Here is a 14,655-nt window from a genome sequence, read left to right as displayed (position 1 = left end):
GTTGGTCACTTCGGGGGTACTGCCCGGGTCGGGCCCGGAGCAGGCGCGAACCGGCCGGGAACTGTCAGGGGTGGTCGATAGCGTGCCGGCATGGCCACCGTGCTTCCGGACCAGCTCCGCACCGGTCGACTGCTGCTCGCCCGGGTGCGCCAGGAGGACCTGGCCGAGGTCGTGCGCGTCCAGTGCGATCCCGAGGCCAACCGGCACAACCCCGCCGGGCCGCCCACGCCGGCGCAGGCCGGGGCCCAGCTCGCCGAGTGGCTCGACCACTGGGCGCGGCACGGCTTCGGCTACTGGCTGGTGACGGCTGTCGAGCCCGGCACAGTGGTCGGCCTCGGCGGGCTGCGCCGGCACGAGCTGGACGGGACCCCGGTCCTCAACCTCTACTACCGGTTCAGTCCCGCCGCGTGGGGCAAGGGCTACGCACCGGAGATGGCCGCCGCCGCGCTCGACTGGGCGGACCGGGCGTTGCCCCAGCTACCGGTGGTGATCATCACCCAGCCGACGAACAGCGCCGCCGTCCGCGTCGCCCACAAGCTCGGTTTCCGCCCCACGGGTGAAACAACGGGTGACCCCGACCTCGGTCACGGGCCGGAACTGGTCTTCCGCCGCCCCGGCGGCAGCCCAGCGCCCGGCGGTCAGGAGTCGACGATGGTGACCTGACGCGTCTCGTACGGGCCGCTCCAGGTCCTGGGCAGCGGGGTGGCCACCGCCGGGGCGACCGCGGCGACCAGGGCGTCCAGCACCGGCTCGGCCTGGCCGACGAACAGGTGCTTGGCCCCGGGGAAGTCGATGACCTCGGCCTGCGGCAGGTCGGCGCCGAACCGCTGCCTGGCCTCGGCCGGACGCAGGTAGTCGTCGAACTCGGGGACCAGGCAGACGACCGGTTTGCCGGACTCCGCCCACACCCGCAGGTGTGCTGGCTTGCTGAAGCGCAGCGGCGGGGAGATCAGCACCGCGCCCCGCACCAGCGGGTCGCAGCCGTGCATGAGCGCGAGGTCGGTGCCGAACGACCAGCCGACCAGCCACACCTCGGGCAGGTCGTGGAACTCGGCGTACTCCAGTGCGGCGGCCACGTCGAACCGCTCGCCCACGCCGTTGTCGAACTCGCCCTGGCTGCGGCCGGCCTCGCTGGCGGTGCCCCTGGTGTTGAACCGGAGCACCGCGATGTCGGCCAGGGCAGGCAGTCGCCAGGCCGCCTTGCGGTAGATGTGCGAGTCCATCATGCCGCCGTGGGTCGGCAGCGGGTGCAGGCAGACCAGGGTGGCTCTGGGCGGCCGGTTCTCGGGCAGCGCGAGTTCGCCGATCAGCTCCAGCCCGTCGGCGGTGGTCAGCGTGATCGGCTGCCGGTTGGCGGGCAGCACGGTGTTGGCCCGGATCGGCGCGGCGTCGTCGGTGCTCATCACCGTCGATCCTGCCACCCGACCGGGCGACCCGGTGCCGTGCCGGCGGCGAGACTCGTCACGGCGGCACCCCGGACGGGCCGCGCGCCGACCGCGGCGGACGCCGGTGGGCAGGTCACCAGCGGCGGGCGGTGGGGCCGCGGCGGCCACGGGCGTTCCAGCACCCGGTGTGCCAGTGCCTGCGGTCGTCAACCGAGCCGTAGCCCTCGGCCGGCCAGGCCACCACGTGCGGGGTGCCCGGCCGGATCTCGTGGTCGCACCCGGGGCAGCGGTAGAACTTGGTGGTCTGCGCGCCGGGCACGTTGCGTACCAGCCAGTCGCCGTCGCCGCCGGACTCCACCCTCGGCCCCGCTAACCCGCCCAGCGGGCGCGACTCGGAGGGCCGGGGCGATAACCCGGACCGGCGGGGGTGGTTGCGACGTGGCACGAGGAACCACGGTAACCGGCGCGGTGTGCGGCATGATGAGACCGTGCCTACCTATGAGTACCGCTGCCGCGTGTGCGCGCAGACCTTCACGGCGAACCGGCCGATGAGCGAGTCGGCCGCCCCTGCCCGGTGCCCGGGCGGTCACGAGGACTCGGTCAAGCTGCTGTCCACCATCGCGCTCACCGGCACCGCCGGTGCGGGCCGGGCGGCGCCGGTGGCCGCTCAGGGTGGTGGCGGCGGCTGCTGCGGCGGTGGCTGCTGCGGCGGCTGATCGGTCCACGGCGCTGATCAGTCCACGGCGCTGATCGGTCCGGAGCTGATCGGTCCACGGAGCTGATCGGTCCGGGGCAGGGCCCGGCACCCGCCGCACCGGTCGGGGGCCGGGCGGGACCGGCCGGCCGGGTCAGCGCGGCTCGCGGGAGACGAGCACCTCGGCGATGTGCTTGCCCTGCTCGCACAGCGGGCCGAAGCGGAACGTGCCGTCGATCACGATGATGCCGATGCCGCCGCCGGCGTAGTCCATGGTCAGCACGCAGTTGCCCTGGTACTCGGCGCTGGCGGTCTGGTCCCGGTAGGACAGTGTCCGGTCGGCCAGCCGGTACTCGCCGTTGGCCTGGTCGATGCTGAGCCCCCGGCCCTTGCGGTACCGCAGGGTGACCCCGACGTCCACGCTGTCCACGCTGACCTTCCACATGCAGGACTGGTCGTAGTCCTGGTCGAAACCGACCTCGGTGGGCGGTGCGGCGGGGTCGGTGTTCTTGTAGGGCAGGTCGGCGAAGGTCAGCAGGGCGCAGAGGTTCTCCGGCGGCACGCCCGGCAGCGACGACGCGGTGCCGCCGCTGGTCGGGCTGGCCGAGGCGGACGACGGCGGGCGCGCGGACGTGGCCGTGGGCGCCGCCGGGGACTCGGGTCGGGCGCCGGCGAGCGGGGTACCGGCGATCCGCTCGCCGCAGCCCGTGAGCAGGCCGACGCACACCAGAGAAACCGCCACTGCCAACCGTCGCATGGCACCGCCTTTCACCCGATCAGGGGTACGGTACCCGGGCATTCGGCACGCTCAGCCGTCATCCTCGGTCGTGCTCCCGGAACCCCTTCCCGGTCTTGCGCCCCAGCCGGCCGGCCGTGACCAGGTGTTCCAGCAGTGGCGCCGGCGCGAACCCGGCCTCCCGGAACTCCAGGTACAGGCTGCGCTCGATGGCCAGTGCCACGTCCAACCCGACGACGTCCAGCAGCTCGAACGGCCCCATCGGCAGGCCGCAGCCGATCTTCATGGCGGTGTCGATGTCGTCGACACCGGCGTAGTGCGCCTCCAGCATCCGGATCGCGTCGTTGAGGTAGGGGAACAGCAGGGCGTTGACGATGAACCCGGCCCGGTCCCGGCAGTTCACCGGGTGCTTGCCCACGCTGCGGCACACCCGCACGGCGGTGGCGGTGACCTCGGGCGCGGTGGCGATGGTGTCCACCACCTCGACCAGCTTCATCACCGGCGCCGGGTTGAAGAAGTGCAGGCCGACCACGTCGGCGGGCCGGCTGGTGGCGGCGGCGCACTCGATCACCGGCAGCGAGGAGGTGGTGGTGGCCAGCACCGCGCCCGGCCGGGCCACCTCGTCGAGCGCGGCGAACACCGCGCGCTTGACCGCCAGGTCCTCGGCCACCGCCTCGACCAACAGGTCGCAGTCGCGCAACGCGGTGAACTCCACCGCGGTGCTGGTCCGGTCCAGTGCCGCGGCCCGGTCGGCGGCGCTGAGCCGGCCCCGGGCCACCGCCCGCTCCAGCGAGCGCCGGATCCGGCCGAGCGCGGCCTCGGCCCGCTCCCGGGTGCGGGCCCGCAACACCACGGGGTGCCCGGCCCTGGCGAAGACCTCGGCGATCCCGGTGGCCATGGTGCCGGTGCCGACCACGCCCACGGCGCGCACCGCGCGGGCCGGCCCGTCGGGCGCGGTGGTGGTCGCGGTGCGGGTGTCGGCCACCACCTCGGGCGAGTCCGGGCCGGCGTAGGTGTAGAAGCCGCGACCGCTCTTGCGGCCGAGCAGCCCGGCCGTGATCATCTGCTTGAGCAGCGGCGCGGGCGCGTGCAGCCGGTCGCGTGACTGGTGGTACATGGTGTCGAGGATCTGGTGGGCGGTGTCCAGTCCGATCAGGTCCAGCAGGGCCAGCGGTCCCATGGGGTACCCGCAGCCCAGCCGCATGGCCGCGTCCAGGTCCTCGCGCGTGGCATAGCGCGACTCGACCATGCGCACGGCGTGGTTGAGGTAGCCGAACAGCAGGGCGTTGGCGATGAACCCGGCGCGGTCGCCGATGACCACCGGGGCCTTGCCCAGCTTCTCCAGGAACGCGACCACGTCGGTCACCACGTCCGGCTCGGTCATCACCGTGCGCACCACCTCGACCAGCTTGAGCACGGGCGCCGGGTTGAAGAAGTGCGTGCCCACCACCTTGCCCGGTCGGCTGGTGTGGGCGGCGATCTCGGTGACCGACAGCGCCGAGGTGTTGGAGGCCAGCACGGTGGCCGGTGGGCAGATCCGGTCGAGCGCGCCGAGGATCTCGGCCTTGAGCGGCAGGTCCTCCGGCACCGCCTCGACCACCAGGTCGCAGTCGGCGAGCGCGGCGAGCGAGGTGCCGCAGCTGATCCGGCCCAGCAGCGCGGCCTGCTCGGCCGCGCCCAGCTTGCCCCTGGCCACCGCGCGGGTGGTGGACCGGTCGAGGTGGGCGCGGGCCCGGGTCACGCCCGCGGCGTCGGCCTCGACACCGATGACGGTCAGCCCGGTGCGGGCGAACACCTCGGCGATGCCGGACCCCATGGTGCCCAGACCGACAACTCCGACCGTGTGGAACTCACGTGCCATGGCCAACCTCCCGCGACGTCGCGCCGAAACAGCACTACCAGCCGGTAACTTCCGGCGATCGTGCCACGGGAGGCGGGCCGCTCCGGGTGAGCTTCACCACCGGATCGATCCCGTCATCGATGACGCCGCAACCCGTTCGGGCGTGTGTCGCGCCACAGTCGCAGCGCCCCTGCCCCATCCGGCGGTACGGCCGCTACCACCCTCCACAGTGGACAGCGCAGCGGCTGGTCGTCCTCGGGCGGAACACCGGGCGGCCTTGATCGGCCACTGTGGATGGTGGGGACCCCGGCCCCGGCTCACTCGTCGAAGCGGCGCTCCGCCAGGTCGGTGATGCGCCGCAGCGCCTCGTCCGCGTCGGTGCCGCGCGCGGTCACCTCGATCCGGTCGCCGCCGCGGGCGCCCAGCGCCATCAGGCCGAGCACACTGCGCGCGTCGACCTGCTGGTCGCCGTGGTGCACCACGATCTCGGCGTCCAGTTCCGCCACGCTGCGGGCGAGCAGGGCGGCCGGTCGGGCGTGCAGGCCGATCTCGTTGGTCAACAGCACCTCGGCCCGCTTGACCGCACCGGTCGGCGCGGCCAGGGTTGGCGCGGCCGCCTCGGGTGCGCCGCCGGCGGCCTGGCTGGCGGCAGCGGACACCCCGTCCAGGTCGGCGCCGCCCTGCGCGGCCACGGCCGCGGCCACCGCGCCCTCCACCAGGGGCGCGTCCACCACGTGGGCGCGGCCGGGGTCGCCCAGCGCCTCCACCGCCAGTTCGGCGGTCATCTGCGCGCTGCCCAGGTCGTAGAGCAGCACCACGCCCGCGCCGGACTCGGCGCGGTCCAGCGCCGAGGACACCGCCTCGAAGTCGGTGCCCAGTTCGCCGGCCAGCCCGCCGGCCGGCAGCACCCGCACGTCCGGGGCCATCTGCGCGGCCAGTTCGGCCAGGCCCTCGGCCAGCTTCTGGCTGTGCGAGACCAGCACCAGCCCCACCCGGGGGCTCACCGGGCACCCGCCGGGCCCTGGGCGGCGGTCGAGGCGCTGGTGGCCAGCGCGCGCAGGATCAGCGCGGTGGACCGGGCGCCGGGGTCCAGGTGGCCGGCACTGCGTTCGCCCAGGTAGGAGGCGCGCCCCTTGCGGGCGACCAGGGGCACCGTGGCCTCGGCCCCGTCCTCGGCGGCCTGGGCGGCCGCGGCGAGCACCGCGGCCGGGGTGGCGTTCGGCTCGGTGGCCGCGGTCTCGGCCGCGCGCGCGGCCGGCGCCAGCGCGTCGACCAGGGTCTTGTCACCCTCGGCCGCCTTGCCCCTGGCGACCACGCCGTCCACGGCGGCCCGCAGCGCGGCCGCCACCAGTTCGCCGTCCAGGCTGGACGCCTCACCGACCGCGGTGGCCGCGCGCAGGAAGGCCGTGCCGAACAGCGGGCCGGCCGCGCCGCCGACCGTGCTGATCAGCGTGGTGGCGACCAGCTTGAACACCTGGCCCGGGGTCCCCGGCTGATCGGCGTCGGCGAACTTGGCGAGCACCGAGGTGAACCCGCGGGTGAGGTTCTCGCCGTGGTCGCCGTCGCCGATCGCCCGGTCCAGCCCGACCAGCTCGTCCCGGTGCGCCACCACCGTGTCGGTCACCGCGCGCAGTGCCGCCAGCACCCCGTCAACCGTGCAGTCCACTCGGGTTCACGCTCCCCACCGCAGTGCCGGGGTGCGCACGGGCGCGTCCCACAGCTCGATCAGTTCGTCGTCCAGCCGCAGCAGCGTCAGGCTCATGCCCTGCATCTCCAGGCTGGTGGTGTACGGGCCGACCAGGCGGCGCTCGACCACGATGCCGCGTTCGGCCAGCAGCCGCTCGGCGATGCCGTGCGCCAGGTACAGCTCGATCAGCGGGGTGCCGCCCATGGAGTTGGTGAACAGCAGCACCCGGTCGCCCTTGCCGAACGGCAGATCGGCCAGGATCGGGTCGAGCAGCCGCCGCACCATGACGTCGGCCGGCTCGACGCTCACCCTGGCCCGGCCGGGCTCGCCGTGGATGCCGATGCCGATCTCCATCTCGTCCGCGCCGAGCGTGAAGCTGGGCTCACCCACGTGCGGCACGGTGCCCGCGGTCAGCGCCAGGCCCATGGACCGCACCTGGCCCACCACCCGCCTGGCCAGCGCCTCGCAGCCGGCCAGGTCGTCGCCGCGCTCGGCGGCGGCGCCCACGATCTTCTCCACCAGCACGGTGCCGCCGACCCCGCGCCGGCCCGCCGTGTACAGCGAGTCCTGCACGGCCACGTCGTCGTCGATGAGCACGGTGCGCACCTCGGTGCCGTCGATCACGGCCAGCTCGGCCGCGGTCTCGAAGTTGAGCACGTCCCCGGTGTAGTTCTTGACCAGCAGCAGCGCCCCGGCACCGCCGTCGGCGGCGGCGATGGCGGCCTGCACCTGGTCGGGGGTGGGCGAGGTGAACACCGCGCCGGGGCAGGCCGCGTCGAGCATGCCCATGCCCACGAACCCGCCGTGCAGCGGCTCGTGCCCGGAGCCGCCGCCGGAGACGACCGCGACCTTGCCGGCGACCGGGCCGTCGGCGCGCACGATGAACGCGGGGTCGGTGTGCACCCGCAGCAGGTCGGGGTGGGCGGCGGCCATGCCGCGCAGCGCCTCGGCCACCACCGTCGACGGATCGTTGATGATCTTCTTCATCTGGCCTCCCGCGGGTGTGCTCGCCTCTGAGCTGGCCCCGCCAGGCCATTCCTACCCGAGTCGGCCCGACCTGGAAACTCCACCGGGCCAACTCACGCGGACCGCGCCGACCAGCCTCAGCGGCGGTAGCGCAGCTGGATCAGCCGCATCAGCCGGCGCACCGTGCGCGAGCCCCGGTCGAAGGTCATCGGTTGCAGCGGCACCCGGAACCGCTTGCGGGTGATCGACTTGGCCCTGGCGAACTCGCGCAGGCCGTCCTCGCCGTGGATGCGGCCGAACCCGGAGTCGCCGACCCCGCCGAAGGGCAGCGACGGGACCGCGGCGAAGGAGATCACCGAGTTGACCGCCACCATGCCGGCCCGCAGCGCCCGCGCCAGTTCGTCCCCGCGGGCCCGGGCGAACACCGTGCCGCCCAGTCCGTAGCGGCTGGCGTTGGCCAGGCGCACGGCCTCGTCCGCGTCGGCCACCCGGGTGATGGTCAGGGTGGGGCCGAAGGTCTCGTCGGTCACGGCCGCGGCGTCCTCGGGCACGTCGACCAGCACCACCGGCTCCACGAACGGCGGCCGGATCGACTCGGGCCCGCCGACCACGGCCCGGCCGCCCCGGTCCAGCGCGTCCCGCACGTGCTCCCGGATGATGTCCACCTGCCTGGGCAGGGTGATCGGCCCCAGGTCGGCGCCGGGCTCGCCCCCGGGCCGCAGCCTGCCGGCGCGGGCGGTGACCAGCTCGATGAACCGGTCGGCCACCGCCTCCACCACGTACACCCGCTCCACGCCGACGCAGGTCTGGCCGGCGTTGGACATCCCGCCCCACACCGCGGCCTGGGCCGCCGCGTCCAGGTCGGCGTCGGAGTCGACGATCAGCGCGTCCTTGCCACCGCACTCGACCAGCACCGGGGTGAGCGACTCGGCGCAGGCCGCCATCACCCGCTTGGCCGTGGCGGTCGAGCCGGTGAACGCCACCTTGGCCACGCCGGACCGGCACAGGGCGGCGCCGGTCTCGCCGTAGCCGGTGACCACCGACAGCACCGGCCGCTCACCCACCACCTGGGCGAGGGTGTCCGCGAGGAAGTGGCCGACACCCGGGGTCAGCTCGCTGGGCTTGAACACCACGGCGTTGCCGGCGGCCAGGGCGTAGGCGATGGACCCCATGGGGGTGAACGCCGGGTAGTTCCACGGTCCGATCACGCCGACCACGCCCAACGGCTGGTACTCCAGGGTGGCCACCTGGTTGGCCATCAGCAGGCCGGCCGGGACCTTGCGCCGGCCGAGCACGCGGGCGGCGTTGCGCGCCGCCCAGTGCAGGTGGTCGATGACCAGCACCAGCTCCAGGCGGGCGTCGTCGGCCGGCTTGCCGGTCTCCGCGCTGATCAGGTTCACCAGCTCGTCCTGCCGGTGCAGCAGCAGCCGCCGCCACTGGTCCAGGTGCTGGCGGCGCTCGGCGAAGCTCAGCGCGGCCCACCACTGCCCGGCCTCGGCGGCCCTGGCCACGGCGTCGGCGACGTCGGCGGCGGTGTGCACCGGGTACTCGCCCAGCAGCTCGCCGGTGCGCGGGTCGTGGCAGGACAGCAGCTCACGGTCGGTGTCGGGGTGTCCTGTGGTGCTGGTAGCCGGCGCGAGCGGCGCCTTGTCCGAGGCTGTCTGCGTCATCGGCCCCTCCCCAGGTGATCACAACCGGGCGTTACTGAAGAGTACGGCGTCTGGACAACCCGCGTCAGCACCCGGTTTACCGGATGCGCAAGGTGCATATGCGCCTCAACTGGGCGTCCGGCGCGATCTCCACCGCACCGGCCGGTCAGGCCGTGGGCAGCGCCGGCAGCAGCGCCCTGGCAAAGCCCTGGGCCTTGGCGCACACGTCGAGCTGGATGTTGTCGATGTTGTCCACCTGCACCTCGACCACCTCGCCGAGCCCGTCGCCGTTGATCGGGCGGTGCACCCAGGACAGTTCACAGCTGGGGTAGGAGTTGTTGTCCGCCCGCTGGTAGGCGGTGTGCCCGCCGCCGAGGTCGACCGAGGCGACGCCGTCGTCCTTGGGGTCGTAGGCCTCGCGCAGGTCCAGGGACAGCTCCACGCCGTTGCTGCCGTCCCACGAGCAGTGGTACAGGCCGTAGGCGAACAGGTCGCGCTTGTCCCCGACCACCTCGCTGATCGGCCCGGCGCCCACCACCGTGCACGGGTCAACCGTGATCAGGGAGCCCGGCTGGGGGGTTCTGGTGGGCGCGCCCCGGGTCATCCGGTCGGCCACCGACTCGGCCACGGTGCGGGCCGGCTCGCACGGGTCGCCGTGGTCGTAGCCGGTCTGGATGGTGATGCCCAGGCCGGGGTTGTCCTGCAGGATCAGGTTGACGAAGCAGGCGCCGCTGTCCTCCAGCTCGCTCTCCGCGGCCCACAGACCACCGATCTTGGTGGTGGCCTGCGCCACCTCGGTGGTGAACGTGTCCCCGACGCTCACCGAGATGCTCAGGTCCTTGCCCTGCTTGTCCTGCATGAAGTTGTTGCACTCGGAGAACCCCTCGGGGTCCGCCTTGGCCGGCGTGCCCAGTTCGGCCAGCACGCTGGTGTCCAGCAGCTGGCACGGGTCGACCAGGCGGAGCTTGTCCGGGGTGAAGGCCGGGTCGGCCGGTTCGCCGCTGGGCGCGGTGCTGCGGCTGGTGGCCGGCGAGGCCGGGTCGTGCCGCGCGGCCGGGACGGTGGTGCGCGGGAAGGTCTTCTTGGCGAGGTCCTCGGTGGCCCCACAGGCCACGAGCGCGCCAACGGCGCAGCAGGCGGTCACGGCGGCGAGCAGGGATCGAGCAGCACGGGGCACGACGTGCACGGTAGCGGCCGGTAGCCCAGACTGGGTCAGGAACCTCCAATTGAGCGAAATCGCCGTGCCTCCCCCACCACTGTCAGCGTGTTCGGCGTCACCGTGGGAAACCGGAACGATTCAGCAGCTCAGCACGCTGTACCAGGAGGCAGGTGACCAACCCAACGAGAGGAGATCCTCGTGAAGTTCAAGCCGAGGCAGACCGGCCCCGGACGTGGCCGCCTCGCGACCAGGGCACGCGGCGCGACCCTGGCTACCGGCCTGAGCAGGGCCGTGCGCTGGATCGACGACTGGACCGTGGAGGCGTTCAACCCCGTCTACCCGCACCACCGCGGCCGGCGGCGCTGACCCGTCCCACCTGGTGTCACCGTCCCCGTCCCGGGGGAACCCGAACCAGGTGGGACAGGTCGTCTGACCGTCAGATCAGCTCGCCAATCACAATCAGATCACTGAGCCTTCGGAGTCGCCGACCCGTCGGTCGCCGACCCGTGAGGGGCCCCGTCTTGGCCGGGGCCACCCGGGGTTACCGCTCACCAGCGCCAGTGGCGCCGTTGGTGGGTGTCTCCGCCGGCTCGTCCGGCACCCGCAGCGGCCGCATCAGGCTCCACACCGCGAAGAACGCGGCCAGCAGCAGCATGCCCACACCGGACCAGGTGTTGATGTTGATGCCGCCGGCCCGCGCGATGTCGGCTTCCGAGGTGAAGCCGATCCCGGTCACCACCAGGGTGACCCCGTAGACCGCGAACAGCAGGGTGATGATCCACCGCAGGTCGAACAGGCCGGCTTTGTGGCTCCTGGCGCCCGCGTTCGCACTGCTTCCCTTGCTCACCTGGGCCTCCCTCAGCCGAACACGATGTTGAGGACGATGGTGATCGCCAGGGCGATGCCGGCGAGCAGACCGGGCGACCGGTACCAGCCGGCGTTCTCACCCGTGGCGTCGTGCTTGAGGCTCTCCTTCGGGGTGAGCCCGTAGACCAGCCCGACCAGCCGCTCCTGCGGCACCGGCTTGGTGGCCAGCGAGACGGCCACGCTCACCACGATGTCCAGCACGAACGCCACCCCGGCACCCAGGAAGCTGGCGCCCTGGCCGGGCAGGTTGAGCACGCCGGTCTCGGAGAGGGTGAACACCGCCACCGCGCCGAGCGTGCCGAACACCAGGCCGGCCCAGCCGGCCGACGGCGACATCCGCTTCCAGAACATGCCCAGGATGAACGTGGCGAACAGCGGCGCGTTGAAGAACGAGAACAGGGACTGGATGTAGTCCATGATGTTGCCGTAGCCCGAGGCGATGAACGCGGTGCCGATCGCCACCACCGTGCCGCCCACCGTGGCCAGCCGGCCGATCCGCAGGTAGTACTCGTCCGGCTTGTCCTTGACGACGTAGTCCTGCCACAGGTCGTAGGTGAACACCGTGTTGAACGAGCTGACGTTGGCGGCCACCCCGGCCATGAACGAGGCGAGCAGACCGGTGATCGCGATGCCGAGCATGCCGTTGGGCAGCAGGTCGCGCATGAGCAGCGGGAGCGCGTCGTTGTAGGCGACGTCGCCCTGTCCGGTGGCCTTGAGTTCGGACAGCTGCGGCACCACCACCGCGGCGATCATGCCGGGGATGACCACCACGGCCGGGATCAGCAGCTTGGGGTAGGCGCCGATGATCGGGGTGCGCCGGGCCGCGGACATGCTCTTGGCCGACAGCGCGCGCTGCACCTCGGCGAAGTTGGTGGTCCAGTAGCCGAAGGACAGCACGAAGCCGAGGCCGAAGACCAGGCCGATCACGCTGAGCACGGGATTGTTCAGCCCGGTCAGCTCGGTGGCCGGCCAGGCCGAGGTCTGCTCGGCCCCGCCCGGCCCGTTGCTGATCCGGTCCACCAGCCCGCTCCAGCCGCCCACCTTGTACAGGCCGGCGATGGTCAGCGGGGTCAGCGCGGCCACGATCACGAAGAACTGCAGGACCTCGTTGTAGATGGCCGCGGACAGCCCGCCCAGCGCGGTGTAGGCGAGCACGATGAGCGCGGCGATCACGATCGACAGCGGGATGGGCCAGCCCAGCAGCAGGTTCAGCAGCAGGGCCAGGGCGTACAGGTTGACGCCGGCGATGAGCACCTGGGCGAGTGCGAAGCTGATCGCGTTGACCAGGTGGGCGCCCTTGCCGAAGCGGCGGCGCAGGAACTCCGGCACGCTGCGGACCTTGGAGCCGTAGTAGAACGGCATCATCACCAGGCCGAGGAACAACATGGCCGGGATCGCGCCGATCCAGTAGTAGTGCACGGTCGGCATGCCGTACTGGGCGCCGTTGGCCGCCATGCCCAGCAGTTCGATCGCGCCGAGATTGGCGGAGATGAACGCCAGACCGGTGACCCACGCCGGGAGCGACCGACCGGAGAGCAGGAAGTCCAGGCTGGACGAGATCGACCGGCGCGCCATCACGCCGATGCCGAGGACCAGCAGGAAGTACAGAACGAGCAGGGCGTAGTCGAGCGGCCCGGCGTCCAACCGGAGATCCGCTGCGGCCAGCACGGACACAGGCCACCTCCAAGCCAACACCTTCGAACAACACTCACCAAGAAGGTGGAGTGCTCAAACATTACCGCGCAGTAGCCCTGCCGTATACCAGCCGAAACACAACCGTGCCCGAATTTGTTGCGGGCCCCTACCAATTAACCCGTTCGCACCCGCCCCGACCAGCTGGAACGCCCCCCACCGGAGGTGAGCGTTACATAGATCACACCCCCCGGCCACTCGACTACTCCAAGCGGAGGTACCTCGCTCAGGGAGCCGCGACCGCCGCCGGCCACACACAGACACGTCACGCCCGCACACGCCGGGCACATACCCGGACGCGGGTCCGGTCACCCAGGAAGATCAGCGGAGCGCCGCGGAAGATCGCCCCGACCACCGGACGGCCCGGGGCGCGGCACCCCGCCGACCCCGGACCCCCACCACTGCGCCGCTGCCACTGAACCGCGGGGCGCTCGCGGCGCGCTCAAGCCGCCCTCGACCGGTCAGCGCACCTGGAAGTTGGCCATCATCATCATGTCCTCGTGTTCCAGGTTGTGGCAGTGGAACACGTACTTGCCCCGGTAGCCGTCGAAGCGCAGCAGCACCTCGGCCTCGTCGCCGCTGCCCAGGTCGACCGTGTCCTTCCAGCCGGTCGCGTACCGGCCCGGGTTGAGCACCTGGAACGGCGCCAGGTGGATGTGGATCGGGTGCGGCACGTTCTGCGCGCGCAGCCGCCACAGCTCCACCGTGCCCAGGGCGGGCTCGGCCGCGAGGTGGTCCGGGTGGAACGGCTGCCCGTTCACCGTCCACGGGGTGACGCCGTGGTGGGCGGCCCCACCACCCCGCTGGAACGTGAACTCCCGCTCCACCACCGCCTGCGCGCGGGTCAGCGGCTCGACCTCGGCGAGCTTCGCGGGGACGCGGCTGTCGTCGGTTCCCCTGCGGGCCACCACGAACCGCATCACCTGGGCCGTGCCGCCCCGGCCGAGCTGGTTCACCAGCGTCACCCGCTGGCCGAGCGGGTAGCCGGAGAAGTCCACGACCACGTCGAAGCGCTCGGCCTGGGCCAGGTGCAGCGCGTCGTGCCCGACCGGCGCGGCGAGCAGCCCCTGGTCGCTGCCGATCTGGGTGAAGGCCGGCCCCCGCGGTGGCGGCGGGTCCAGGGCGAGCCGGTAGCGGCGCGCGTTGGAGGCGTTGAGCAGCCGGAACCGGTAGCGGGTGTTGGTCACCTCCAGCACCGGCCACGGCGCGCCGTTGACCAGCACGCAGTCCCCGAGCACCCCGCTCATGTGCTCGGCGGTGACCCCGGGCTGGCCGGTCAGCGAGGGGTCCAGCGACGGGTAGCGCAGCGAGCCGTCCGCGGCGAAGGCCCGGTCGGCGATCATCAGCGGCACGTCCCGGTCCCCGGCCGGCAGCCCCAGTGCCTGCTCCACGTCGTCGCGCACCAGGTGGAACCCGGCCAGGCCGCGGTAGACCTGCGGGCCGGTGAAGTCCATCCGGTGGTCGTGGTACCAGAGCGTGGCCGAGGGCTGGTCCAGCGGGTACGCGTAGTCGCGGGTGCCACCCGGGGCGATCACGTCCGTGGGGTAGCCGTCGTGCTCGGGTGGGGTGCGCCCGCCGTGCAGGTGGACCACGACGGGCACGGGCAGCTCGTTGCGGTGGCGGACCACGGTCCGCCGGCCGCGCCGCGACTCGATGGTCGGTCCGGGGAACGTCCCGTCGTAGCCCCACACCCGGGTGCGCAGGCCGGGCAGGATCTCCTGCTCGCCGACCCGCTGGGTGATCTCGTAGTAGTCGGTGTCCGCGTCGCTGCGGGTCGGCCGCAGCACCGGCGGCACCGGCAGCGGCGCGGTGAACGGCGCGGGCAGGGCTAACTCGCTGGTCAGCAGGCCGCCAGCACTGGACTCGGTCTCCTGGTTGGCGCCACCGCCGGTGCCCAGCGCGGAACAGCCCGCCGCGAACGGGGTGAGCAGCACCCCGCCGGCGGCCAGGCGCAGCAGGTGTCGTCGGGACAGTGCCACG

Annotated in this window: 15 protein-coding genes; 3 read left to right on the top strand and 12 right to left on the bottom strand. The window is 72.7% G+C overall.

From position 1 onward, the window contains the following. Nucleotides 1–90 precede the first annotated feature (90 nt). The gene (locus LX83_RS19405) at nucleotides 91–663 is read left to right on the top strand and encodes a GNAT family N-acetyltransferase (RefSeq protein ID WP_253773366.1); all 573 of its coding nucleotides are present in this window, start codon (nucleotides 91–93) and stop codon (nucleotides 661–663) included. On the opposite strand, the gene LX83_RS19400 is transcribed toward LX83_RS19405, so the two are convergent. Together LX83_RS19400 and LX83_RS19395 are read right to left on the bottom strand one after the other, a co-directional pair. After that, entirely contained in the window at nucleotides 639–1,403 is a 765-nt protein-coding gene (locus LX83_RS19400) for an alpha/beta hydrolase (RefSeq protein WP_253773364.1), read from the bottom strand. The two genes, LX83_RS19405 and LX83_RS19400, sit on opposite strands and share 25 nt — an antisense overlap. 115 nt (nucleotides 1,404–1,518) lie before the next feature. After that, entirely contained in the window at nucleotides 1,519–1,830 is a 312-nt protein-coding gene (locus LX83_RS19395; RefSeq protein WP_407649613.1) for a hypothetical protein, read from the bottom strand. A gap of 43 nt (nucleotides 1,831–1,873) precedes the next feature. Between LX83_RS19395 and LX83_RS19390 the strand changes: the two genes are divergently transcribed. Then, nucleotides 1,874–2,101: an FmdB family zinc ribbon protein gene (locus LX83_RS19390; RefSeq protein WP_253773362.1), complete on the top strand. Its 228-nt coding sequence runs from the start codon at nucleotides 1,874–1,876 to the stop codon at nucleotides 2,099–2,101. A 132-nt stretch (nucleotides 2,102–2,233) separates the two neighbouring features. Here LX83_RS19390 and LX83_RS19385 read toward each other — a convergent pair whose 3' ends face one another. The 7 genes from LX83_RS19385 to LX83_RS19355 all read right to left on the bottom strand — a co-directional run bounded on the left by LX83_RS19385 (nucleotide 2,234) and on the right by LX83_RS19355 (nucleotide 10,134). Further along, nucleotides 2,234–2,836 carry a DUF3558 family protein gene (locus LX83_RS19385; RefSeq protein WP_253773360.1) on the bottom strand — a complete coding sequence of 201 codons (603 nt, stop codon included), beginning with the start codon at nucleotides 2,834–2,836 and terminating at the stop codon, nucleotides 2,234–2,236. 58 nt (nucleotides 2,837–2,894) lie between these two features. After that, on the bottom strand, nucleotides 2,895–4,676 hold the full coding sequence (locus tag LX83_RS19380; RefSeq protein ID WP_253773358.1) for a 3-hydroxyacyl-CoA dehydrogenase family protein: 1,782 nt from the start codon (nucleotides 4,674–4,676) through the stop codon (nucleotides 2,895–2,897). 296 nt (nucleotides 4,677–4,972) lie between these two features. Then, the gene (gene dhaM / locus LX83_RS19375; protein WP_253773356.1) at nucleotides 4,973–5,659 is read right to left on the bottom strand and encodes a dihydroxyacetone kinase phosphoryl donor subunit DhaM; all 687 of its coding nucleotides are present in this window, start codon (nucleotides 5,657–5,659) and stop codon (nucleotides 4,973–4,975) included. Next, on the bottom strand, nucleotides 5,656–6,321 hold the full coding sequence (gene dhaL / locus LX83_RS19370) for a dihydroxyacetone kinase subunit DhaL (RefSeq protein WP_253773354.1): 666 nt from the start codon (nucleotides 6,319–6,321) through the stop codon (nucleotides 5,656–5,658). Before dhaL ends, dhaM begins: the two co-directional genes overlap by 4 nt. Nucleotides 6,322–6,327: 6 nt before the next feature. Further along, nucleotides 6,328–7,329 (bottom strand): dihydroxyacetone kinase subunit DhaK, encoded by a 1,002-nt coding sequence (gene dhaK / locus LX83_RS19365; protein WP_253773352.1) that lies wholly within the window; start codon nucleotides 7,327–7,329, stop codon nucleotides 6,328–6,330. A gap of 116 nt (nucleotides 7,330–7,445) precedes the next feature. Continuing rightward, the gene (locus LX83_RS19360) at nucleotides 7,446–8,978 is read right to left on the bottom strand and encodes an aldehyde dehydrogenase family protein (protein WP_253773350.1); all 1,533 of its coding nucleotides are present in this window, start codon (nucleotides 8,976–8,978) and stop codon (nucleotides 7,446–7,448) included. A gap of 145 nt (nucleotides 8,979–9,123) precedes the next feature. Further along, nucleotides 9,124–10,134 (bottom strand): DUF3558 family protein, encoded by a 1,011-nt coding sequence (locus LX83_RS19355; protein WP_253773348.1) that lies wholly within the window; start codon nucleotides 10,132–10,134, stop codon nucleotides 9,124–9,126. 180 nt (nucleotides 10,135–10,314) lie between these two features. Between LX83_RS19355 and LX83_RS19350 the strand changes: the two genes are divergently transcribed. Continuing rightward, nucleotides 10,315–10,482 (top strand): hypothetical protein, encoded by a 168-nt coding sequence (locus LX83_RS19350; protein ID WP_253773346.1) that lies wholly within the window; start codon nucleotides 10,315–10,317, stop codon nucleotides 10,480–10,482. A 175-nt stretch (nucleotides 10,483–10,657) separates the two neighbouring features. On the opposite strand, the gene LX83_RS19345 is transcribed toward LX83_RS19350, so the two are convergent. The 3 genes from LX83_RS19345 to LX83_RS19335 all read right to left on the bottom strand — a co-directional run bounded on the left by LX83_RS19345 (nucleotide 10,658) and on the right by LX83_RS19335 (nucleotide 14,654). Further along, complete coding sequence (locus tag LX83_RS19345) at nucleotides 10,658–10,963, bottom strand: hypothetical protein (RefSeq protein WP_253773344.1); 306 nt, start codon at nucleotides 10,961–10,963, stop codon at nucleotides 10,658–10,660. 11 nt (nucleotides 10,964–10,974) lie between these two features. Then, entirely contained in the window at nucleotides 10,975–12,657 is a 1,683-nt protein-coding gene (locus tag LX83_RS19340; RefSeq protein WP_253773342.1) for a sodium:solute symporter family protein, read from the bottom strand. A 479-nt stretch (nucleotides 12,658–13,136) separates the two neighbouring features. After that, nucleotides 13,137–14,654, bottom strand: a complete 1,518-nt coding sequence (locus LX83_RS19335; RefSeq protein WP_253773340.1) for a multicopper oxidase family protein — start codon at nucleotides 14,652–14,654, stop codon at nucleotides 13,137–13,139. Nucleotide 14,655: the final 1 nt, after the last annotated feature.

The sequence above is a fragment of the Goodfellowiella coeruleoviolacea genome (genome assembly GCF_024171785.1).
Taxonomy (GTDB): Bacteria; Actinomycetota; Actinomycetes; order Mycobacteriales; family Pseudonocardiaceae; genus Goodfellowiella; species Goodfellowiella coeruleoviolacea.
Note: the sequence above shows the minus strand (reverse complement) of the source record. Positions and strands in the feature narration are given on the sequence as shown.